The sequence below is a fragment of the Actinosynnema sp. NPDC023587 genome (assembly GCF_040640215.1).
Lineage (GTDB): Bacteria > Actinomycetota > Actinomycetes > Mycobacteriales > Pseudonocardiaceae > Actinosynnema.
Map to the genome: position 1 here is coordinate 60,779 of NZ_JBFABG010000021.1, position 21,863 is coordinate 82,641.

Sequence of the window (21,863 nt, forward strand, 5' to 3'; positions counted from 1 at the left end):
AGTGTGCCGCACGACGGCCGGGTGCGCGTGGGCGAACCACCGGCGCGCGGACTACCGCAGCGCGACCAGCGTGTCGCCGCGCTGCTCCAGCACGACCGGCCCCTCGGTGCCCATCTGGACCGTCCCGGTGTAACCGCCCCGGTCCACCGGCACGCTGCCGATCTCCTGGCCGGTGACCTGGTCGACGACCTTCAGCCCGTCCTCGACCGGGATCAGCGCGCGACCCGCGAGGGTCGTGCCGGGACCCCGCGAGGGCATCGACCACAGCGGGTTCAGGTCGACCAGCGACAGCGCGACCGTGCGCGAACCGGTGAACCAGTAGGTGTTCGCGGTGCTGGTGGCGGTGTCCACCACCCGTCCGGGCGGGTCGCCGGCCAACTCGTCGGCGGTCACCTCGACCGGGTACTCCAGGATCAGCCCGCCGGTCTCCGCGTCGAACACGATCAGCTTGCCGGGCACGGCCACCGCGACCCGGTTGGCGGTCACCGCGACCACCCGCGCGCCCTTGACGCCGACCAGCGCGGTGCTGATCACCTGCGGCTCGTCGAACTTCTCCGGGTTGGGCTTGAGCACGGTGATCCGGTCGGACGGGTCCTGGCCGTAGCAGCGCTCGATCACCGCGGCCTTGCCGCCGGTCACCGCGAACGACCCGTACTGGCAGCCCGGACGGGGCTGGCGGGTGGCGTTCACGATCGCGCGCAGCGTGCCGTACTCCAGCGACCGCACCAGGTCGTCCCGCCGGTACACCTCGAAGTAGGTCTCACCGGTGACCAGCACGTGCGAGCCCTCGTTGAGCATCCGGGTGTCCAGGGCGGCGTCGCCGTTGCGCTGCGGGCCGCGCTTGCCGGACGCGGCGTCCAGCGTGGTCAGCTCGGAGCAGTTGGTGTCCTTGCGGTAGAGCGCGAACACCTTGCCCCACGCGGTGCTCACCGAGCACAGGGGCCAGTCCCGGCTGTACCGCCAGCGGACTTCGCCGGTCAGCGCGTCCCGGCCGACGACCTCGCCGCCGTCCGCCGTCGCCACGACCGAGTCCAGGTGCACCGGGACCGGCGTGGCGCTGCTCGGGGCGCGCCACAGCTCGCCCAAGGACGGCGGCAGCACGGTCGCCGGCTGGAGCGGCGTGATCTCGCTGGGACCGGTCTGCGAGGTGGTGTTGCGGGCGTCGCTGAACGCCCACACCAGCACCGACGACACCAGCACCGCGACCACGACCAGCGCCAGGGCGATGAAGTCGCCCCGGGTCCGCCAGGTCCGGACGGGACCCACCGGGCCGTCGTCGGTGGTCTCGGGCGGGGGTGCCGCCAGGACGTCTTCGGTGGTCGCAGCGGTCGGGTGGTCGGTGTCGGCGGGACGTTCGACGTCCGTCTCGACCGAACGCTCGGCGTTCGAGTCCACCACGACCTGCCCGTTCGACTCCGCCTGTTCCGGCTGGCCCACTGCCCGGCTCCCGATGGGTTCGGTGATCTGTCCGGCCACATGCTCCCGCATGTGGCCGGAGATCCGTGTGAGGCGTCAGTCTGCCGACGGCAGGGCGTCGGCGGAACCTTCCGTCTCGGTTCGCGTGCGACGCCTGCGGGTGCGGGGGCGCTCGGCGTCCTCCGCGTCCGCGGTTTCCGCCTTGCGCCTGGTCCGGGGGCGGCTCGCCGCTTCCTCGGGCTGCGCGTCGCCGGCCTCGGCCGCCTTGCGGGTGCGAGTCCGCTTGGGCGGGGCCTCCGTCGGCTGTTCGGCCTGGTCAGCCGCCTCGACAGGGGCCGCGGCCTTGCGCGTGCGGGTCCGCTTCGGAGCCGCCTCGACCGCCTCGTCGGCGGGCTTGGCGTCGGCCGGCGCGGCGTCCGCCGGGGCCTCGACGGGCTCGGCCTTCTTCCGCGTGCGGGTCCGCTTCGGCGCTGCCTCGGCGACCGGCCCGGTCTCGGCGACCGGCTCGGCGACGGCCTCGACGGGCGCGTCCGCGGGTTCGGCCTTCTTGCGGGTGCGAGTGCGCTTGGGCGCGACCGCTTCGGCCGGGGCTTCGGCGGCGGGTGCCTCCGGTGCGACCGGTGCGGCTGCGGCGGGCGCTTCGGCGGCGGGTGCCTCCGGAGCGGCCGACGCGGCCTCGGTGGTCGCACCGGCCCGGCTGCGCCGACGGGTGCGGGTGGGCGCTTCGCCGGCCGGGGCTTCCGCCTTCGGCTCGACCGCCGTGCCCCGGACCCCGTCCTCCGGTGCGCCGCTGTCCGCCGAACCGGCCTGTGCCGCGCTGTCCTGCGCCGCGCTGCCAGTCGGTGCGCCGACCTCGGCCGGACCGGTCACGGCCTCGGCGAGCACGCCGGGCGCGGAGCCGTTGGTGTGCGCGGCCTCACCGGACGAACCACCCCGACGGCGGCGACGGCGCGACTTGGTGGGCTCGGTGGAGCCCTCCTCGCCGTGGGCCGCGTGGCCGGGGGAGTCCTGGCCGGGGGAGCTCTGGCCGTTCGGTGAGGTCACCTCGGAGGTGGCCGCGCCTTCCGGCGAGACACCGCCGCGACTGCGCCGCCGGCGGCGGGTCCGCCCGCTCCCGCCCTCGGTGCTGTCCGCGGTCGGCGTGGCCTCGCCGTTCGAGTCGGGAGCACCGGGTGCGTCGCGCTTGCGCCCGCGCTTGCGGGGCTTGCGCTCGCCCTTGAGGTTCTCCTCCGGCTCCGCGTCCAGACCCGCGCGGGTGCGCAGGCCCAGCGGCAGCCGGCCGGTGGAACCCGACGGGATGTCCAGCTCGGCGAACAGGTGGTCGGACGTCGAGTACGTCTCCACCGGCTCCGGCTTGCCCAGGTTGAGCGCGTCGCTGATCGCCTTCCAGCGCGGCATCTCGTCCCAGTCGACCAGCGTGACGGCGACGCCCGTGCGCCCCGCGCGACCGGTCCGGCCGATGCGGTGCACGTAGGTCTTCTCGTCGTCCGGGCACTGGTAGTTGATGACGTGCGTGACGCCTTCGACGTCGATGCCGCGCGCGGCCACGTCCGTCGCCACCAGCACGTCGATCTTGCCGCTGCGGAACGCCCGCAACGCCTGCTCGCGCGCGCCCTGGCCCAGGTCGCCGTGCACGGCCGCCGCGGCGAAACCGCGCTCGACCATCTCGTCCGCGACCTTCTGCGCGGTGCGCTTGGTGCGGGTGAAGATCATGCACAGGCCGCGCTCGCGGACCTGCAACGCGCGAGCCAGCAGCTCGGTCTTGTCCAGCGCGTGCGCGCGGTAGACGAACTGCTCGGTGCGCTCGTGGATCGCGCCGGCGTCGTTCTCCTCGGCGCGCACGTGCGTGGGCTGGTTGAGGAACGTGCGGGCCAGCGTGATGATCGGCCCCGGCATGGTCGCCGAGAACAGCATCGTCTGCCGCTCGTCGGGCACCATGCGCAGGATGCGCTCGATGTCGGGCAGGAAGCCCAGGTCGAGCATCTCGTCGGCCTCGTCCAGCACCAGCCCGCGGACCTTGCCGAGCACCAGGTGGCGCTGCTCGGCCAGGTCGAGCAGCCGCCCCGGGGTGCCGACGATCAGGTCGACGCCCTTGCGCAGGGCCGCGATCTGCGGCTCGTAGGGCCGGCCGCCGTAGATGGCCAGCACGCGGACGCCCAGGTGCTTCGCGGCGTCGGTCAGGTCGTGCGTCACCTGGAGGCAGAGCTCGCGGGTCGGCACCACGACCAGCGCCTGCGGTGTGCCGTCACCCGGCACGGTGATGCGCTGGAGCAGCGGGATGCCGAAGCCCAGCGTCTTGCCGGTGCCGGTGCGGGCCTGCCCGATGACGTCGTCGCCGGCCAGGGCCAGCGGGAGCGTGAGCTCCTGGATGGCGAACGCCCGCTCGATGCCCGCCTCGCCCAGCGCGCGGACGATCTCGGCGCGCACGCCCAGCTCGGCGAACGTGGGGGAGTCGGACCGGACCGGGGCGTTGGCGATCAGCGGGTGGGAGGTGTCCGCATCGGGGACTCCCCGCTCGCTGTGCTCCAGGGTCACCGGGTCCAGGTGCGTCTCTTCATTTGTCGCGGTCAGGATGATCGCCTCTCTCGTACCAGCGCGCACGGCCTGTACGGGCCACTCGACCGCGCCTACCGCCTCACGGCCGAGGGGACGGCCGGGCGTGTGGTGCGGGAGGACCTGCGAGGTATGCGCGCACCCTCTCCTGGCGGCACGGTGCCGCCGTAATCGGCTCTCGGCACCGCTGCGAGCCCCTGCTGGGCCGCGCCGCGCCGGGCGTCGAATGGTAACTCTACCTCCCGACTAGGCCGTTCGGGGCTGAACACCCGTGGTCGCTGCGGAGTCGCGTGCCTGGGATGTAGTGAACGCCACCCCACTAGGCTCGCGCCCATGGGTGACGGAGCGGTGGAGTCCGGCCGAGTGGCCGAAGGTGTGGTCGACCTGCTCGGCGCACTGGCCTACGGCGAGCTGTCCGCGTTCGACCGGTTGGCGGAGGACGCGCGGACCGCGCCGACACTGGCCGGGCGGGCGGACCTGTCCGCGATGGCGGCGGCCGAGATCGGGCACTACACGCTGATCGAGCGGTACCTGGCCGACCAGGGTCACGTGCTGGAGGACGTCATGGACCCGTTCGTGGCGGGCTTCGACGCGTTCCACACCTCGACCGCGCCGAAGTCGTGGCACGAGTCGCTGGTCAAGGCCTACGTCGGCGACGGCCTGGCGGCGGACTTCTACCGCGAGGTCGCGCAGTGGCTGGACCAGCCGACCAAGGAGCTGGTGCTCGCCGTGCTCGCCGACACGGGCCACTCGGCGTTCGCCGAGCGCGAAGTCCGGGCGGCCTGCGAGGTGGACCCGAAGATCAAGGACCGGCTCACGCTGTGGGGCCGCCGGCTGCTCGGCGAGGCGTTGACGCAGGCCCAGTACGTGGTGGCGGAGCGCGACCCGCTCGCCGAGCTGATCGTGCGGGGCTCCGGCGACCTCGCGGGCATCGCCGCGCTGTTCCGGCGGCTCCAGCAGAGCCACACGCGGCGCATGACGGTGCTCGGGCTCGGCTAGGGTTGATTTCGACAGTTGTCTGACCACCGAGTCTGGTGGTCAACGCGTGTACGGAGGTCAGCGTGGAGGTCAGGGTCGGCGTCGCGGACAGTCCGCGTGAGCTCGTCGTGTCGAGCTCTCTGTCCCCCGATGAGGTCGAATCGCAGGTCGCGGACGCGCTGAGGGCGGGTAGCGGCCACCTGACGCTGGTCGACCAGAAGGGTGCCCGCTACGTGGTGCCCGCGAGCCGGATCGCGTACGTGGAGATCGGTCCGAGCGACTCGCGCAAGGTGGGCTTCACGGCGTGAGGACCTCGGTCCCGTCGAGGGATTCAGGGCACGAACGCGGAAGGGGCGTCCCGGTTCGGGACGCCCCTTCCGCGTGTTCCAGCGGTGTTCGGCCGGTTCCGGGGCGCGGTGGCCTCAGACTTCCCCGTCGTTGACGGGTCGCGGTCGGGCGGGCTCCCCGGTGAGGTCGGCGGACAGCGGCGCGTCCGGGTCGAGTTCGACGCCCGCCGACCGGAGCAGGCCGTCGACGGCGTGCCAGATGATCGTGGTCAGGTAGTCGCTCAGGTTCGCCCGGGTCATGGACCGGTGGTCCAGCCACCAGTCGCCGGCGTTCTGCACCAGGCCGACCAGGGCGTGCGCCCACGGCTCGGCCCCGCCCGCGTCCAGGCCGAACCCGCGCAGGCCGTCGCCCAGCAGGCGGGCCAGCGCGACGGTGACGAGCTGCTCGTCCTCCCGCACCGCGTCCTGCTCGACCGGTCGGTCGGCGGACGTCCTGCGCACCACGAACCGGTACAGGTTCGGGTTCTCCTCGACCGCCGCCAGGTAGGCGTCCACGATGCCGCGAATCCGCGCGCGGATCGGGCCGTCCCGGGTGAGCGCCGGGACCATCCGGTCCATCAGCAGCTCGGTACCGCGCTGCCCGACCGCCAGGTACAGGTCGGACTTGTCGGTGAAGTGCCGGTACAGCACGGGTTTGCTCACGCCCGCCGCCGCCGCGATCTCGTCCATGCCGACCTCGGGGCCGTGCGCGGCCACGGCGCGGATCGTCGCCTCGACGAACTCCGCCCGCCGCGCCTCCCGGTGCCCCTTCCAGCGCTCCCGGCGCGCGTCCGTCCCGCCCTGGGCAGTTCGAGCCATGTGACGCACGTTACCAGAAGTAACTGTTACTTCAAGTCGTAGTCAAGCGGCCGGATCGGCGAACCCGGCGGACGAGAGCGGGCAGCCGCCGCGACGACGTCGCGGCGGTTCAGTGCTGGAGGGGGAAGCCGCCGCCGATGCCGCGCCAGGCGAGGTTGGAGATCAGGGAGACCGCGTCCTCCTTGGGCACCTGGCGGTCGTCCGCCAGCCACGCGCGGGCCGTGACCTGCGACAAGCCCACCAGGCCCACGGCCAGCAGCCGGGCCCGGTGCTCGTCGAGCCCGGTATCGGCGGTGATGGTCCCGGTGATCGCGTCCACGCTCTGCGTCGTGGCCCGCTCCACCGCGTGCGCCACCGCCGGCTCGCTGCGCAGGTCCGATTCGAAGACCATGCGGAACGCCTGGCCCTCGCCGTCCACGAAGTCGTAGAACGCGCCGACCGTCGCCTTCACCCGCTGCTTGTTGTCCGCGGTGGACTCCAGCGCGTCGCGGACGCGGTTCACCAGCTCGTCCACGTGGGCTTCCAGCAGGGCCATGTAGAGCTCCAGCTTGCCGGGGAAGTGCTGGTACAGCACCGGCTTGCTGACGCCCGCGCGCTCGGCGATCTCGTCCATGGCGGCGGCGTGGTAGCCGTTGGACACGAACACGTCCTGCGCCGCGGCCAGCAACTGGGCACGCCGGGCGGTGCGTGGGAGTCGGACCCCTCGTCCCGCGCCGCCGTTGTGCCCGACCGTGGTCTGGGCCGTCTCCGTCATGGTGCCTCCAGCCAACCTGTCCATCGCGGAACCGACCAGGGGTTGCCCCGGTCGGCTCGTCGGCAACCTTACTCGCTGGTAGCAGCGTTTCGGCAGAGCTTCCCGTTTCGCAGGACGCCCGAGCAGGCATCCTGGAGGAATGACCGAGACCGTGGAGGCGCGCAGACCCGCCATCACCCACGTGCCCCTGTCCTCCGCGCCGCTGCCCCCGCTGGATTCAACGAGCGCGCCGTGGCCAGGTGACTACGTCGAGGTGGCCGGCCACACGGTGCACGTCCGGCGCACCCCGGGACCGGCCGACGCGACCGCCGTCTACGTGCACGGCCTGGGCGGCTCGGCGACCAACTGGACCGACCTCGCCGGCCAGCTCTCCGGGCACGTCGACGGCCACGCGCTGGACCTGCCCGGGTTCGGCCGCTCCGAGCCGATCCCCGGCTACACCTTCAGCATGGCCACCCACGCGGACGTGGTCATCGGCTACGTCGAGTCGCTCGGCGTCGGCCCGGTGCACCTGTTCGGCAACTCGATGGGTGGCGCGATCGCGCTGATCGCCGCCGCCTCCCGGCCGGACCTGGTGCGCACGCTGACCCTGGTGTCCCCGGCGGTGCCGGACCTGCGGCCCAGCCTGCGCCGGGTGTCCGACCCCCGGCTGCCGCTGGCGTTCCTGCCGGTCGTGGGCACGCGGGTGCGGCAGCGGCTGGCCAGGATGACGCCGCAGGCGCGGACCCAGCAGATGTTGCGGCTGTGCTTCGCCGACCCGTCGCTGGTGCCCGACGTGCGGGTCGAGCAGACCGTGGCCGAGTACGGCGAGCGGTCCGCGCAGCCGTGGGCCGGCACGGCGCTCGACCGGAGCACGATGGCGCTGATCCGGTCGTGGCTGGTGCCGCGCTCCCGGTCGATGTGGTTGCTGCCGCCCCGGGTCGGCATGCCCTCGCTGGTCGTGTGGGGCACCGAGGACCGGCTGGTCAGCGTCCGGAAGGCACCCCGGGTGGCCCGGCTGCTGCCGCGCGGCCGGCTGCTCGTGCTGCCGCGCACCGGGCACGTCGCGCAGATGGAGCGCCCGGAGTCCGTCGCGCGGGCCGTGCTCGGCATGTGGGAGTCCGGTGATGCCTGGTAGACCGGTCCGGCGGGGTGCCGCGGCACGCCCGGCCGACCCCGGCACCGGCGTCCACCGGGCGGGTGCGCTTGTGGCACCCTGGTCGCCGTGAACCGGACATCGCAGGACGGGCGCGACACGGCGTCCGCCTCGGGTGCCCGACCGTCCCCCCCGGACGACCGCTACCGCCGGGGTTCCCGGCGCACCGGGGCAGAGCCGCTGAGCGCGTCCTGGGAGCCGGCGGGTCCCCGGCCCCGCCCGCGCCGGCGCGGGCTCAAGGGCCTGGTCGCGAACTACGGGTGGCGGATCTACGCGGTGCCCGTGCTGGTGGTGCTGACCGCGCTGGTCGTGCTCGACACGGCCACGCCCGCCCAGACCGGCTCCCCGGAGGGGACGACCGCCGCCGAGGCGACCGGGACGACGTCGCCCGGTCCGCCCGTCGCGAGCGAGACCCCGCCGGTGAAGGTGGACCTGGTCGACATCCCGACCGCCGTGCTGCCCGACGGCCCGAAGTTCTCCGAGCAGGGCAGCGGCACGTGGCAGGTCGTCGCGGGCTCGTCCCCGCAGGCGGGCCAGGGCAAGGTCTTCCGGTACGCGATCGCCGTGGAGGACGGGGTGGACGCGGCCGACTACGGCGGCGACCGCGAGGCGTTCGCCCGCACGATCGACGGCATCCTGGCCGACAACCGGAGCTGGATCGGCACCGGCCTGGTCGCGATGCAGCGCGTCGAGCCGAACCAGCCGGTGGACTTCACCGTGAGCCTCACCACCACGTCCACCACGCACGGCATGTGCGGCTTCCAGATCCAGTACGAGTCCTCGTGCTGGCACCCGCCGTCCAAGCGCGTGATCATCAACGCCGCCCGGTGGGTGCGCGGCGCGAAGGCGTTCAGCAACGACTTGTCGACCTATCGCGCGTACGCGATCAACCACGAGGTCGGGCACGCGCTGGAGAACAACCACGAGGGCTGCAAGGAGAACGGGCAGGCCGCGCCGGTGATGATGCAGCAGTCCTTCGGGGTGGCCAACGACTACGTGGCCCGGTTGAACGAGGTGGACTTCTCCAACCGCGGCGTCGTGCCGGCGGACGGCAAGGTCTGCACGCCCAACGCGTTCCCCGTCGCACCGCGCTAAGCCCGCGCGACGGCGCTCGGGCACCCCGGGACGGCCGGGGCCACCCCCGTCCACGCTCTGGGACGGCTTCCCATCCGGGAAGACGGTGGGCCACGCTGGTGTTGTCCGTCGGTACAGGACATGTTTCGTCGAGGAGGATCAGATGGCGCTTCCGCCGCTCGTGGAGCCCGCAGCGGAGCTGACCAAGGAAGAAGTCGCGCGGTACAGCCGGCACCTGATCATCCCGGACGTCGGGGTTGCCGGGCAGAAGCGGCTGAAGAACGCCAAGGTCCTGGTCGTGGGCGCGGGCGGGCTGGGTTCGCCGGCGCTGCTCTACCTGGCGGCGGCCGGGGTCGGCACGCTGGGCGTCGTGGACTTCGACATCGTCGACGAGTCGAACCTCCAGCGCCAGGTCATCCACGGTCAGTCGGACATCGGCAAGCCCAAGGCGGAGTCCGCGCGGGACTCGGTGGCCGAGATCAACCCGTTCGTGAAGGTGAACCTGCACCAGGTGCACCTGAACTCGGAGAACGTGCTCGACATCTTCCGGGACTACGACCTGATCCTGGACGGCACGGACAACTTCGCCACCCGCTACCTGGTCAACGACGCCGCCGTGCTGCTGGGCAAGCCGTACGTGTGGGGTTCGATCTTCAGGTTCGAGGGCCAGGTCAGCGTGTTCTGGGAGGACGCGCCGGACGGTCAGGGCCTGAACTACCGCGACCTCTACCCGGAGCCGCCGCCGCCCGGCATGGTCCCGTCGTGCGCCGAGGGCGGCGTGCTGGGCGTGCTGTGCGCGTCGATCGGCTCGATCATGGTGACCGAGGCGATCAAGCTGCTGACCGGCATCGGCGACCCGCTGCTCGGCCGGCTCATGGTCTACGACGCCCTGGAGATGACCTACCGGACGATCAAGATCCGGAAGGACCCGGCGAGCATCAAGATCACCGAGCTGATCGACTACGAGGCGTTCTGCGGCGTGGTGTCCGACGAGGCGCAGCAGGCCGCCGCGGGCAACACGATCACCCCGCTGGAGCTCAAGCAGAAGCAGGACGGCGGCGACGACTTCCTGCTGGTCGACGTCCGCGAGCCGCACGAGTACGAGATCGTCCGCATCCCGGGCTCGGTGCTGATCCCCAAGGACCGCATCCTGTCCGGCGAGGCGTTCGCCGAGCTGCCGCAGGACAAGCAGGTCGTGCTGCACTGCAAGTCGGGCGCGCGCTCGGCCGAGGCGCTCGCCGCGCTGCACCACGCGGGCTTCAAGGACGCCGTGCACGTCGGCGGCGGCGTGTTGGCGTGGGCGCGCGAGGTGGACCCCTCCCTGCCCACGTACTGAGCACTGTGGCGGGCCGACCCCCGGTCTTCCGGCGATCGAAGTGCGTGGTCGTGGGAAACCGGGGATCGGCCTCCCCGGTGGGCCTCTCGGGGTGTGATGTTCACGATCACCTGAGACCGCAATACTGCGGCTAGTCCGTTCAGGCGCACGCCACACCACAAGCGGCGCAGGGTCCACCAAACACGAGGCTCGTGCGGGTAGCGTGCCGGCGTGACCCCATCTCCGGAGCCGCCGCCGTCGCACGTGCGCGCCGCGTTCGGCGCGCGCGACGCCGAACCGGAGTTGATCGACGCCGGCCCGGTGTGGCGCTGCGGCGACGCGGCGATCCGGCCGGCGGGCAAGCCCGCCGAGGCGACGTGGGTCGCCAAGACGCTCGACACGCTGACCGTCGACAACCTGCGCATCGGCAGACCCCTGCGGTCGACCGACGGCCGCTACGTCGTCGGTGGGTGGGCCGCCACCAAGTACCTGTCCGGTCGGGCCGAGCCCCGGCACGACGAGATCGTCGAAGTCGCCGTCAAGCTGCACGAGGCGACCGAGGGGCTGCCCAGGCCCCGCTTCCTGGACGCCCGCGCGGACGTGTTCGCGATCGCCGACCGGTGCGCCTGGGGGGAGGCCGGGGTCGAACTGGACGACGCGCTCGGCGGCCGGCTGCACGAGCTGCTCAGCGCCTACCGCAAGCCGGTGACCGGCAAGCCGCAGGTGGTCCACGGCGACCTGTTCGGCAACGTGCTGTTCGCGGGCGACGCCGCGCCCGCCGTCATCGACTTCAAGGCGTTCTGGCGGCCCGCCGAGTACGGCGCGGCGATCGTCGTGGTGGACGCGACGTCCTGGGGCGGCGCGGACCACAGCCTGATCCAGCGGTGGTCGCACCTCGCGGAGTGGCCCCAGGTCCTGCTGCGCGCGACCCTGTTCCGCCTCGCGGTGCACGCCCTGCACCCGTTGTCCGGCCCGAAGTCCCTGGTGGGGTTGGAGCGCACGGCCACGAAGGTGCTCGAACTGCTCTGAGCGACGAGCCGCGACCCCGGAGCTTCGCCTCCTCGTCGCGGTGCGATCCGGTCCGGGAATAGTTGAGAACTCAACTAGGTTGATCCCGGCGTGATGGCCCGGAGCCACGGGCCGTTCGCGAAAAACACCCATCAGGGGTTCTTCGACGTGATCGAGGGACTGCCGGGCCGGGCGGGACGCACGTCCCGCACGCCGGCCCGGCGGACGAGGAGCTGGAGACGTGACCGACATCCGTGAACTGCTGGACCTCGGCCGGGAGTTCCGGGCCGCGGGCGACCCGAGCAGCGCCGCGCGCTTCCTGGCGCGAGCCGCGTCGCACGCCCCGACCGACCGCACCGTGCTCACCGAGCTGGCGCTGGCGCACTTCCAGTCGGCGGCGCTGGGCAAGGCCGAAGACGTGCTGCGCGACCTGGTCGAGCTCGACCCGTCCGACGGCTACACCCGGCTGCTGCTCGGCCGCACCCTCAGCCGGCGGAGCCGGCACGCGGAGGCGTTGCCCCAGTTGCGACTCGCCGCCGCGCTCACCCGCGACCCGGAGGTCGAGGCCGAGCTGTCCCGCGTGGAGCGGCGGGTCACCACAGACCGGTCGGCTCGTCCGCTTTCCCCTTGACCGCGTCCTGCCAGCGGTACGTGCGCAGGTCGACCTTCCCGTCGACCACCGCCACGCCCTCCTCGCGCAGCAGTTGGTGCTGCGTGTCGGCGATGTGCGGCGCGCACGTCCCGTTGGCGCGCAACACCCGGTGCCACGGCAGGTCGTGCCCGTCCTGGTTCAGGACCTGGCCGACCAGCCGGGGCGACGGGGCGCGGGAGAGGTCGGCGACGTCGCCGTAGGTGGCGACCCGGCCGCGGGGGATCGACCGCACGACCTCGCGGACCATCTCGTGCAACTGTTCATCCACCGGCACAGCTTTCCACGGTGGGCGACCGGTTCGCCCCCGGGTCAGCCGGTGTAGCCGGCCACGATCTTCGTGAAGTCGTACGTGCCCTGGTTGGTGCCGCTGCAATCGCTGCCGGACGCGCCGCAGTTGCCCCTGTCGCGGTTGGTGGCCCAGAACGTGAAGCGGGACAGGTGCTTCCCGGCCGCCCAGTCGCGGATCGCCCGGAACTGGGCCGTGGTCACGGTTTCCCCCGTGTCGGTGACCCCGTTCATCGAGGACAGCCCGCTGCGCCGGTACGCGGCGTCGTCGGTCAGCCCGAACGTGGCCTTGACGTGGTTCTTCAGCCCGTCCACGGCGGACTTGGTGCCCGCCACCAGGTCGCTCGGCCCGCCGAAGTTGAACGGCATCACCGCCCACACGTCGACCGGCGCGGCCAGCTCCTTGGACCGGGTGACCAGCCGGGTGCCCCACGAGTTCAGGCCGGACCGGTTGGTCGGCATGGTGACCACCGTCTTGATGGCCGGGTTCCGCTGCTTCACGATCTTCAGCGCGCCGAGCACGCGGTCCTGCACGGTCGCGTTCTCGAACTCGTCGGTGTTCTCGATGTCGATGTCGATCGCCTTGAGCTGGTAGGCGTCGATCACCTTCTGGTAGGCCGCCGCGAGCGCCGTCGCCGAGGAGCAGTTCGGGCCGAGCTTGCGGCCGGACCAGCCGCCGAACGACGGGATCACGTCGCCGCCCGCCGCGCGGATGTTGCGGATCAGGGTGGCGTCCGCGCCGGTCAGGGGGCGCTGGCCGTCCCAGGCCGGGTTGCACCCGCCGTCCGAGAGGATGAACGCGAGCGTGAACGCCTTCACGCCCGTCTGGTTCATCACGGTCACCGGGTTGGGTTTCGCACCCCACTGGTACAGGTACGGGGACGCCAGGACGGGGTTCGGCGCGGCCTGGGCGGCGGGTGTCAGGGACATCGCCGCGAGACCGGCCGTGATGGTGATCATCAACCGCCGCAAGGGTTTCATCGTTCCTCCGGGACGCGAGTGGAGCACGCTGCGGCGGCGGAGGGGCGCGTGCGCGGGACGTTCCCAACGTGGCCCGGACCACTCGCGGTTGTCAAGGGCCCGCGCAGAACGGGCGTTCACCGGGCCCGCCCCGGCGATGTCGTACCCCCGTGGTTCCATCGGCACATGGCAGTGAACAGGGCACCGTTGCTGGTGCGCCGGGAGCGGGAGGACCACCCCCGGCGGGACTGGAGCGCGCCCGCGCGGGCGGTGCTCGACCACGCGGGCGGGCCGCTGCGCGTGCTCGGCGGCCCCGGCACCGGCAAGACGACCCTGCTGGCCGAGGTGGCGGCCGACCGGATCCGGCGCGGCGGTGCCCACCCGGAGAGCGTGCTGGTGCTGACCCCGAACCGGCGGGCGGCGGTCGCCATGCGCGCCCACATCACCCGCCTGCTGACCAGCGCGGTCGAGGGCGAGGTGCTGCCCACCAGGCAGGAGCCGCTGGTCCGCACCGTGCACTCCTACGCGTTCGCCGTGCTGCGCACCCAGGCCGTGCGGCGGGGGGAGCCGACACCCCGGCTGCTGTCCGGCCCCGAGCAGGACGCGATGGTCCGCGAACTGCTCGCGGGCGACGTGAGCATGGGCGCGGCGAAGTGGCCGCAGCGGCTGCGCCCGGCGCTGCCGCTGCCCGGGTTCGCGCAGGAGCTGCGCGACCTGCTGCTGCGCGCCACCGAACGCGGCCTGGCCCCCGAGGACCTGGCCGAGCTCGGGCACGCGCACGGCCGGGACGAGTGGGTGGCCGCCGGCCTGTTCGGTGCCCAGTACGAGCAGGTCAACCTGCTGTCCGGGACGGTCCAGGGCGCGGCCCCCTCCTACGACGCGGCCGAGCTGGTGGGCAGCGCGCTGCTCGCCTTCGACACCGAGCCCGACCTCCTGCACGCCGAACACGTGCGCGTCCGGCACCTGCTGGTGGACGACGCCCAGCACCTCGACCCGGTGCAGCACGCGCTGCTGTCCGTGCTCGGGTCGGCCGCGCGGGAGTTCGTCCTCGCCGGAGACCCGGACCAGGCGGTGTTCTCGTTCCGCGGCGCGGACCCGGTGCTGCTGTCCGCCGCCGACGGGCCGACGGTCGTGCTGCGCGAAGGCCACCGGATGACACCGGAGATCCGGGCCGCGGTCGCCCGCCTCGCCGGCCGGCTGCCCGGCGCGTCCCCGGCCCGCGAGGTCGCGCCGGTCGACGGCACCGGCTCGGTGCAGGTGCGGCTGTTCGCGTCGGGTGCGCAGGAGGCGAGCTGGGTGGCCGACCAGTTGCGCCGCGCCCACCTGATCGACGGAGTCCCGTGGTCGGAGATGGCCGTGGTGGCGCGCTCGGCCACCCGGTCCCTGCCCGTGCTGCAACGCGCGCTGCTCGCGGCGGGCGTGCCGGTCGCGGTGCCGACCGACGAGCTGCCGCCGGCGCGACAACCCGCCGTGGCCCCGTTCCTGGCGCTGCTGCGCTGCGCCGCCACCCCCGGCAGCCTCGACGAGGACACCGCCGCGATGCTCCTGGCGTCCTCGCTGGGCGGCGCGGACCCGCTGGCGCTGCGCCGGCTGCGGCGCGGCCTGCGCCGGCTGGAGATGGCCGCCGGCGGCGACCGCCCGAGCGGTGAACTGCTGGTCGAGGTGATCGAGTCCGACGACCGGCTGGCCGCCCTGGAGGACGCCGAGGCCCTGCCCGCCCGGCGGGTCGCGGGTCTGCTGCGCCAGGCCCGCCGGGCCATCGCGGAGGGCCAGAGCGTCGAGCAGGTCCTGTGGGACCTCTGGCAGCACACCGGACTCCAGAACCGCTGGGTCGCCCAGTCCTCGCGGCGCGGCACCGCGGGGATGCGGGCCGACCGCGACCTGGACGCGATCGTCGCCCTGTTCGAGTCGGCGGCGAAGTACGTCGACCGGCTGCCCGGCGCGGGTGCGGACGGCTTCGCCGACTACCTGGCCGCCCAGCAGATCGTCGGCGACACGCTCGCCGCGTCCGCCCCGGTCGGCGAGGCGGTGGCGGTGCTGACCGCGCACTCGGCCGCCGGCCGCGAGTGGACCGTGGTCGCGGTGCCCGGCGTGCAGGAGGGCAGCTGGCCGGACCTGCGGTTGCGCGGGTCGCTGCTGGGCGTGGAGCGGATGGTCGACGTGGTGGCCGGTGTCGGCGAGCAGGTGTCGGCCATCGCGCCGCTGCTCGCCGAGGAGCGGCGGCTCCTCCTGGTGGCCGCGAGCCGTGCCCGGCGCTCCCTGCTGGTCAGCGCGGTGCGCGGCGAGGACGAGCAGCCGTCCCGGTTCCTGGACGAGCTGGAGGAGCTCACCACCGACCAGCCCGAGCGCTCCACCTGCACCCCGGAACGCGGCCTGGTGCTGGCCGAACTGGTCGGCGAGCTGCGCCGGGTGGTGTGCGCCGACGACGAGACCGAGGACCGCCGGACCCGCGCGGCGACCCAGTTGGCCAGGCTCGCGGCGGAAGGCGTGCCGGGCGCGCACCCCGACTCCTGGTACGGCCTGGCCGACGTGACCTCCCAGGACCCGCTGTGGACCGAGGAGCACACGGTGAGCGTGTCGCCGTCGACCGTCGAGGTGCTGGCCAAGTGCCCGGTCCGCTGGGTGGTCGAGCGCCACGGCGGCCAGGACCCGGCCGAACTGGCGTCCGTCACCGGCACCCTGGTGCACGCCCTCGCCCAGGCCGCCTCGACCGGAGCGGACGAGAAGGAGTTGCGCACCAAGCTCGCCGAGGCGTGGTCGGCGGTCGACGCCGGCGCGCCGTGGTTCTCCCGCCGCGAGCGCATCCGGGTCGAGCGGATGCTCGACACATTCCTGACCTGGTTGGCCACCAGCCGCGACCAGCTCACCCAGGTCGCCGTGGAGGAGGAGATCTCGGTCGAGGTCCCGAAGAAGGCCGGCGGCCCGTGGCTGCGGGTCAAGGGCAGGGTGGACCGCCTGGAAACCGACCGCGACGGCCGCCCGGTCGTGATCGACCTGAAGACCGGCAAGTCCCCGGTGACCAAGGAGGAGGCCCGCCAGCACCCGCAGTTGGCGGTCTACCAACTGGCGTCCGCGCTGGGCGGCTTCACCCACCTCGGCCTGGGCACGGATCCGGGCGGCGCGCGCCTGCTGTACGTGGCGAAGGAGAACAAGAAGACCGGGGCCACCGAACTGGAGCAGGCCCCGCTGGACGAGCAGGGCGTCCGCGCGTGGCTGGAAGCCGTGCAGGCCGCCGCGAACTCCAGCGTGGGCCCGAACTACACCGCCAGCGAAACCCCGGACTGCGACCGCTGCCCGGCCCGCACGTCCTGCCCGGTCCACTCCTCCGGCAGGCAGGTCAGCCAATAACGCCGCCCCCGCCCACCTCCCCGGCACCCACCCGGCCCCACGCCGCGCCCGACCGCGCTGCGTCACTGCCCCGTACCGCGAGGCCGGCGTGCACCCCGCCGCCCGCGTGCGAGCTCGGTTCGGCGTGCGAGCCGAGTCCGGCGTGCGAGCTCGGTCCGGCGTGCGGGTTCGGTTCGGCGTGCGCCACGGGGCCGACCTCGCCCCTGGCACTGCCCCCTCGTCACCTGTCGCGGTCGCGCTGTCACCCGGTGATGACGTGAGGCCGGAGTTACCGGCGGGCCGTTTGGCGAAGCCCGCTCGCGTCTGACACAGTCGTGGGCCGCTGAGACCAGGGCAACGCCGCCGCCCGCACCACGTCCACGACCGATCCGGCCGTGCCGCTGCGGGTCGCCGAAGCGTCGCGCGGCGGGAATCGGAGAATGCGAGTCGTGGTGGTGCCGGGTGGTGATCGGAAACGAGCGGGCGGGGTGGCGCACCTGGCGAGCCCGTTCGAGGTCGCCGAAGCGCTCGGCCTGCCCAAACCGACCCCCGAGCAGGCCGCCGTGGTCGCCGCGCCGACCGCCCCCGCCCTCGTGGTGGCGGGTGCCGGCGCGGGCAAGACGGAGACCATGGCCGCCCGGGTCGTCTACCTGGTCGCCAACGGATTCGTCACCCCGGACCGCGTCCTGGGCCTCACGTTCACCCGCAAAGCCGCCCGCCAGCTCGCCGAACGCGTCCGGATCAGGCTCCGCCGGCTAGGCGGCTCACCGCTGCTCGACCGCCTGGACCCGAGCGGCGAGCGCCGCGCCGCCGTCCTCACCACCGAGCCGGTGATCCTCACCTACCACGCCTACGCGGGCCGCCTGGTCGGTGAGCACGGCCTTCGCCTCCCCGTGGAGCCGGGCGTGCGACTGCTCACCGAGACCGCGGCCTGGCAGCTCGCGCACCGGGTCGTCTCGACGTGGGCCGAGGACATCGACACCGACAAGGTCCCGGCCACCGTCACCGGCTACCTGCTGGCGCTGGCCGGCGAACTCGGCGAACACCTCGTCGAACCCACCGACCTGCGCAAGAACGCCGAGTGGCTGACGACCGTGATCGAGTCCGCCCCCAAGACCGCCCGCCAGCGCGACGCGCTGCCGGAGAAGCTGAAGGACATCGTCGACGCCCAGCGGCTGCGGGTGAACCTGCTGCCGCTGCTGGAGGCGTACCAGGCGCGCAAGCGCCGGGAAGCGGCGATGGACTTCGCCGACCAGATGTCCCTGGCCGCCCGCCTGGCCGGCGAGTACCCGGAGGTCGTGCGCGGCGAGCGGGACCGCTACGGCGCGGTGCTGCTCGACGAGTACCAGGACACCGGCCACGCCCAGCGCGTGCTGCTCCGGTCCCTGTTCGGCCAGGGCGAGCCAATGGCCGTCACGTCCGTCGGCGACCCGGCCCAGGCCATCTACGGCTGGCGCGGCGCGTCGGCCGCGAACCTGCCGCGCTTCGTCCAGGACTTCCCGCCCGCCCGCAAGTTCGGCCTGCTCACCAGCTTCCGCAACCCGCCCGAGGTGCTGGCGCTGGCCAACGCCGTCTCCGCGCCGCTGCGCGCGGCCGGCCTGGACGTCGAGGAGTTGCGGGCCCGTCCCGGAGCGGGCCCGGGTGACGTCCGCATCGGCCTGTTCGCCGACGTCCGCGCGGAACTGGGCTGGATGGCCGACACCGTCGCCGCCCAGTGGGAAGCGCACCTGGACTCCAGCGACGAGCCGCCCACCGCCGCCGTCCTGGTCCGCCGCCGCGCCGACATGGCGGCGATCGCCGCCGCGCTGCGCGAGCGCGACCTCCCCGTCGAGGTGGTCGGCCTCGGCGGTCTCCTGGACGAGCCCGAGGTCCGCGACCTGAGCAGCGCCCTGCGCGTCCTGGTGGACCCGCTGGCCGGCACCGCCGCCGCCCGCCTGCTCACCGGCTCGCGCTGGCGGGTGGCCGCCGTCGACCTGGCCGCGCTCTGGCAGCGCGCCCGGGAGCTGGCCGGGGCACCCAGCCGCCAGTCCGTGGCCGACGACCCGCTGGCCGTCCTCGCCGACGCGCTGCCGGGCGAGCACGCCGAACAGGCCGGCCTGGCCGACGCCCTGGACGACCCCGGCGACCCGACGGCGTACTCGGCCGAGGGCTACCGCCGCATCCGCCGACTCGGCGCGGAGCTGTCCGCGCTGCGCCGACGCCTGGACCAGCCGCTCCCCGAGATCGTCGCCGACGTCGAACGCACCCTGCTGCTCGACATCGAGGCCATGGCCCGGCCGGGCGGCGTCGGCCGGGCCCACCTGGACGCGTTCGCCGACGTCGTGGCGGACTTCGCGGCGGCCAGCCCGTCCGCCACCCTGCCCGCCCTGCTCGACTACCTCTACACCGCCGAGCACGCCGAGGACGGTCTGGAACCGGGCGAGGTCGAGGTGGCCGAGAACCGCGTGCAGGTCCTCACCATGCACTCGGCGAAGGGCCTCGAATGGCACATCGTCGCCCTGCCGCACGTGGTGAAGGACGTCTTCCCGGGCCGGAAGAAGACCTCGTGCTGGCTGAAGGCGGTCGCCGAGCTGCCCGCCGAACTCCGGGGCGACGCCGCCGACCTGCCGACCCTCCGCATCCCCGGTGGCAGCAACCGCAAGGAGGTCGAGGAGGCCCTCGACCGCCACGCCGACGACTTCGAGGACCGCCGCCTGGTGGAGGAGCGCCGGCTGCTGTACGTCGCGCTCACCAGGTCCGAGCACTGCCTCCTGGTGTCGGGCCACTGGTGGGCGGAGACCGGCGACAAGCCCAAGGGTCCGTCCACGTTCCTCGGCGAGCTGCGCGAGTCCGTGCTGGCCGCCGACCACCCGCCCGCCGACATCGTCCACTGGGCACCCCCGCCGGCGGAGGACGAGCCCAACCCCCTGGCCTCCCAGGTGAAATCGGCCGACTGGCCCGCCGACCCCCTCGGCAAGCGCCGCGCCGCCGTGGCCGAGGGAGCGGACCTGGTCCTGGCCGCCCTCGACCGCCACCTGTCCACCCCGCGCCACCCCGCCGCCCCGGCCCCCGAACCCGTCCGCACACCAGTCCCCGAGCCCCTTCCCGAGGCACCCGAAGACCTCCCCCCGGAACCCCCGGACGACGACGAACCACCCCCGGAGCCGCCGGACGACTACGACCCCGACCCCGGCCCCGAATCCGACGTGCCCACCGACTTCCCGGACGACCCCGCCGACCTCGCCGACCTCGCCGACCCGGACGAGCCTGCCGACCCTGACGCGCCCGACGGGTCCGCAGATCCGGACGAGCCCGACGAGTCGGCGGACGACCCGGAGGGCTGGGCGCGGGACGTGGACGTGCTGCTCGCCGAACGAGCCGCCGCCGCCGACCGCCGCGAACGGGTTGTGCTGCCCGACCACCTCTCGGTGAGCCAACTCGTCGAACTCGCCGCCGACCCGGACCAACTGGCCCGCCGGCTGCGCCGCCCGCTGCCGTTCCCGCCGAACCCGCTGGCCCGGCGCGGCACGGCGTTCCACACCTGGCTGGAACAGCGCTTCGGCGCGACCCGGCTGCTCGACCTCGACGAACTGCCCGGCGCGGCGGACGAGGGCGCGGCACCCGACAGCGAGCTCGGCCGCCTCCAGGAGTCGTTCCTGGGCAGTGCCTGGGCCGACCGCACCCCGCACGACGTGGAGGTGCCCTTCGAGACCGAGATCGACGGGATGTCGGTGCGCGGACGCATGGACGCGGTATTCGCCGACCCGGACGGCGGCTGGACCGTCGTGGACTGGAAGACCGGCGCGGTCCCGGACGAGGAACGGCTCCCGGCGCTGTCCGTGCAGTTGGCGGCCTACCGGCTGGCCTGGGCCGCGCTGTCGGACACCCCCGTCGAACGGGTGCGGGCGGCGTTCCACTACGTCCGGCACGACCACACGCTGCGCCCCGCGGACCTGCTCGACGCGGACGGTCTGCGAACCCTGATCCGGTCGGTGCCGACCTAACCGGTGCCGACCGGGCCGGTGACCTGGCCGGTGCCGACCACGCGGGCCGGCCAAGGTGCCCGGTGAGCTGTTAGCTGTTCACGCGAGCGTGCGCCGGGACTTCCTTCAGCACCCGGTCGTAGAGCACCTCCAGCAGCCACCGGCCGAACAGCGACGGGCCGAACTCGGTCGACCGGTCCTCCGGCGGCACCATCAGCTCGGCCGTGCCCGCCTCGTCCACGGCCACCACGCCGATCCCGTAGTAGTCCAGCTCCATCAGCGGCCACGACCGCTCACCCTGCGGCGCGGGCAGCACCACGGAGCACGGCGCGAGCGTCATCAGCGTCCCGCACGACTGCAACGCGCGGTCCACCGTGGACTCACCGACCAGGACACCGACCAACTCGACCGCGGGCACCGGCAACTGGTCGTGCGCGGTGGGCTCGAACCAGGAGCGGAACCACGACGGGTCCGCCTGGGGCGGCCAGTTGTTCGCGCTGCGCCACTCGTGCACGTCGGCACGAACCCGCACGACGGCCGACACCTGGTGACCCAGCACGGCGACGTCGGGAACGACGAGGCCGCGCCAACCGAGTGCCGACGCGGCATGGTGGAGGAGCGGTTGCACTCGGGCATCCTAGGGCTGGTTGCGGGTTCGATGACAGATCTCGGGCGCGCTGAGTATCGCACCCAGCGCCGAGAGTGATCAGTGCGCCGAACGGCGGACGCGCAGCGCCCACAGGATGAGCGGCACCTGGAGCGGGAGCCGGCCGAAGGCGATCGCCTTCGCCCCGGGAGACTTCGCCCGGTACGCGCGGGCCATTGTCACGTTCGCCGGGAACACCGCGGCGAAGAACCCGGCCGCCAGCAGACCACCGAGGCCGCGCGTGCGCGGTGCGGCCACTGCGGCGGCCAACGCCACCTCCGCGACACCCGAGACATAAGTCCAGGTCCGAGGCTTGCCCGGGAGCGATCGCGGCACGATCGCGTCGTACGGTCGCGGTCGCGCGAAATGCGTGACGCCGGCCGTGCCGAGCAACCCGGCCAGCGCGAGCGCCGACCAGGAACGGGAACGAGTGGGTTCCATGGGGTTCACCCTGTCATGCCACCCGTGGGCCGGCCCGCCCAGGGTTATCCTCAATGCCGCGTAGTTAGGGCGGTGTGTCGGTTGTCAAGCAGGTGGTGATCGTGATGTGAATGGTGGTGCGGTGGTTGGTGCGGTCGATGGTGCCTTTGGCGCGGTGTTTGGAGATGGCGCGTTTGACCACGCGGGGGCAGGTTCGGCTGCGGCGTGGTGGC

The 21,863-nt window shown here is 73.4% G+C and carries 17 protein-coding genes; 9 read left to right on the forward strand and 8 right to left on the reverse strand.

The window, feature by feature from the left end; genetic code table 11:
* Positions 1 to 51: 51 nt before the first annotated feature.
* Both AB0G01_RS32960 and AB0G01_RS32965 read right to left on the reverse strand, forming a co-directional pair.
* Positions 52 to 1,437 carry a PQQ-binding-like beta-propeller repeat protein gene (locus AB0G01_RS32960; RefSeq protein WP_360953989.1) on the reverse strand — a complete coding sequence of 462 codons (1,386 nt, stop codon included), beginning with the start codon at positions 1,435 to 1,437 and terminating at the stop codon, positions 52 to 54.
* A 75-nt stretch (positions 1,438 to 1,512) separates the two neighbouring features.
* Complete coding sequence (locus AB0G01_RS32965) at positions 1,513 to 4,017, reverse strand: DEAD/DEAH box helicase (RefSeq protein WP_360953992.1); 2,505 nt, start codon at positions 4,015 to 4,017, stop codon at positions 1,513 to 1,515.
* Positions 4,018 to 4,302: 285 nt separating this feature from the next.
* On the opposite strand from AB0G01_RS32965, the gene AB0G01_RS32970 reads away from it, so the two are divergent.
* Both AB0G01_RS32970 and AB0G01_RS32975 read left to right on the forward strand, forming a co-directional pair.
* A complete protein-coding gene (locus AB0G01_RS32970; RefSeq protein WP_360953995.1) occupies positions 4,303 to 4,968 on the forward strand; it encodes a ferritin-like fold-containing protein in 666 nt (221 codons plus the stop codon).
* A gap of 62 nt (positions 4,969 to 5,030) precedes the next feature.
* Complete coding sequence (locus tag AB0G01_RS32975) at positions 5,031 to 5,255, forward strand: DUF3107 domain-containing protein (protein ID WP_015098363.1); 225 nt, start codon at positions 5,031 to 5,033, stop codon at positions 5,253 to 5,255.
* Between the two features lie 114 nt (positions 5,256 to 5,369).
* On the opposite strand, the gene AB0G01_RS32980 is transcribed toward AB0G01_RS32975, so the two are convergent.
* Positions 5,370 to 6,092 carry a TetR/AcrR family transcriptional regulator gene (locus AB0G01_RS32980; RefSeq protein WP_360953998.1) on the reverse strand — a complete coding sequence of 241 codons (723 nt, stop codon included), beginning with the start codon at positions 6,090 to 6,092 and terminating at the stop codon, positions 5,370 to 5,372.
* Between the two features lie 109 nt (positions 6,093 to 6,201).
* The gene (locus tag AB0G01_RS32985; RefSeq protein ID WP_360954001.1) at positions 6,202 to 6,846 is read right to left on the reverse strand and encodes a TetR/AcrR family transcriptional regulator; all 645 of its coding nucleotides are present in this window, start codon (positions 6,844 to 6,846) and stop codon (positions 6,202 to 6,204) included.
* A gap of 139 nt (positions 6,847 to 6,985) precedes the next feature.
* On the opposite strand from AB0G01_RS32985, the gene AB0G01_RS32990 reads away from it, so the two are divergent.
* The 5 genes from AB0G01_RS32990 (at position 6,986) to AB0G01_RS33010 (ending at position 12,009) form a co-directional block, all read left to right on the forward strand.
* Positions 6,986 to 7,963, forward strand: coding sequence for an alpha/beta fold hydrolase (locus AB0G01_RS32990; protein WP_360954004.1), 978 nt, complete (start codon positions 6,986 to 6,988; stop codon positions 7,961 to 7,963).
* An 87-nt stretch (positions 7,964 to 8,050) separates the two neighbouring features.
* Positions 8,051 to 9,076 (forward strand): DUF3152 domain-containing protein, encoded by a 1,026-nt coding sequence (locus tag AB0G01_RS32995; RefSeq protein ID WP_360954007.1) that lies wholly within the window; start codon positions 8,051 to 8,053, stop codon positions 9,074 to 9,076.
* A 142-nt stretch (positions 9,077 to 9,218) separates the two neighbouring features.
* Complete coding sequence (gene moeZ / locus AB0G01_RS33000) at positions 9,219 to 10,391, forward strand: adenylyltransferase/sulfurtransferase MoeZ (protein ID WP_360954010.1); 1,173 nt, start codon at positions 9,219 to 9,221, stop codon at positions 10,389 to 10,391.
* A 210-nt stretch (positions 10,392 to 10,601) separates the two neighbouring features.
* A complete protein-coding gene (locus AB0G01_RS33005; RefSeq protein ID WP_360954013.1) occupies positions 10,602 to 11,399 on the forward strand; it encodes a TIGR02569 family protein in 798 nt (265 codons plus the stop codon).
* A gap of 220 nt (positions 11,400 to 11,619) precedes the next feature.
* A complete protein-coding gene (locus AB0G01_RS33010) occupies positions 11,620 to 12,009 on the forward strand; it encodes a tetratricopeptide repeat protein (RefSeq protein ID WP_360954016.1) in 390 nt (129 codons plus the stop codon).
* On the opposite strand, the gene AB0G01_RS33015 is transcribed toward AB0G01_RS33010, so the two are convergent.
* A complete protein-coding gene (locus AB0G01_RS33015; protein ID WP_360954019.1) occupies positions 11,972 to 12,298 on the reverse strand; it encodes an MGMT family protein in 327 nt (108 codons plus the stop codon). The two genes, AB0G01_RS33010 and AB0G01_RS33015, sit on opposite strands and share 38 nt — an antisense overlap.
* A gap of 41 nt (positions 12,299 to 12,339) precedes the next feature.
* On the reverse strand, positions 12,340 to 13,296 hold the full coding sequence (locus AB0G01_RS33020; protein ID WP_360954022.1) for a chitinase: 957 nt from the start codon (positions 13,294 to 13,296) through the stop codon (positions 12,340 to 12,342).
* 165 nt (positions 13,297 to 13,461) lie between these two features.
* Between AB0G01_RS33020 and AB0G01_RS33025 the strand changes: the two genes are divergently transcribed.
* Together AB0G01_RS33025 and AB0G01_RS33030 are read left to right on the forward strand one after the other, a co-directional pair.
* Positions 13,462 to 16,623: an ATP-dependent DNA helicase gene (locus AB0G01_RS33025; protein ID WP_360954025.1), complete on the forward strand. Its 3,162-nt coding sequence runs from the start codon at positions 13,462 to 13,464 to the stop codon at positions 16,621 to 16,623.
* A 419-nt stretch (positions 16,624 to 17,042) separates the two neighbouring features.
* The gene (locus AB0G01_RS33030) at positions 17,043 to 20,585 is read left to right on the forward strand and encodes a UvrD-helicase domain-containing protein (RefSeq protein WP_360954028.1); all 3,543 of its coding nucleotides are present in this window, start codon (positions 17,043 to 17,045) and stop codon (positions 20,583 to 20,585) included.
* A gap of 70 nt (positions 20,586 to 20,655) precedes the next feature.
* On the opposite strand, the gene AB0G01_RS33035 is transcribed toward AB0G01_RS33030, so the two are convergent.
* Together AB0G01_RS33035 and AB0G01_RS33040 are read right to left on the reverse strand one after the other, a co-directional pair.
* Positions 20,656 to 21,192 (reverse strand): hypothetical protein, encoded by a 537-nt coding sequence (locus AB0G01_RS33035; RefSeq protein WP_360954031.1) that lies wholly within the window; start codon positions 21,190 to 21,192, stop codon positions 20,656 to 20,658.
* A gap of 78 nt (positions 21,193 to 21,270) precedes the next feature.
* Complete coding sequence (locus AB0G01_RS33040; protein WP_360954034.1) at positions 21,271 to 21,651, reverse strand: hypothetical protein; 381 nt, start codon at positions 21,649 to 21,651, stop codon at positions 21,271 to 21,273.
* Positions 21,652 to 21,863 lie beyond the last annotated feature (212 nt).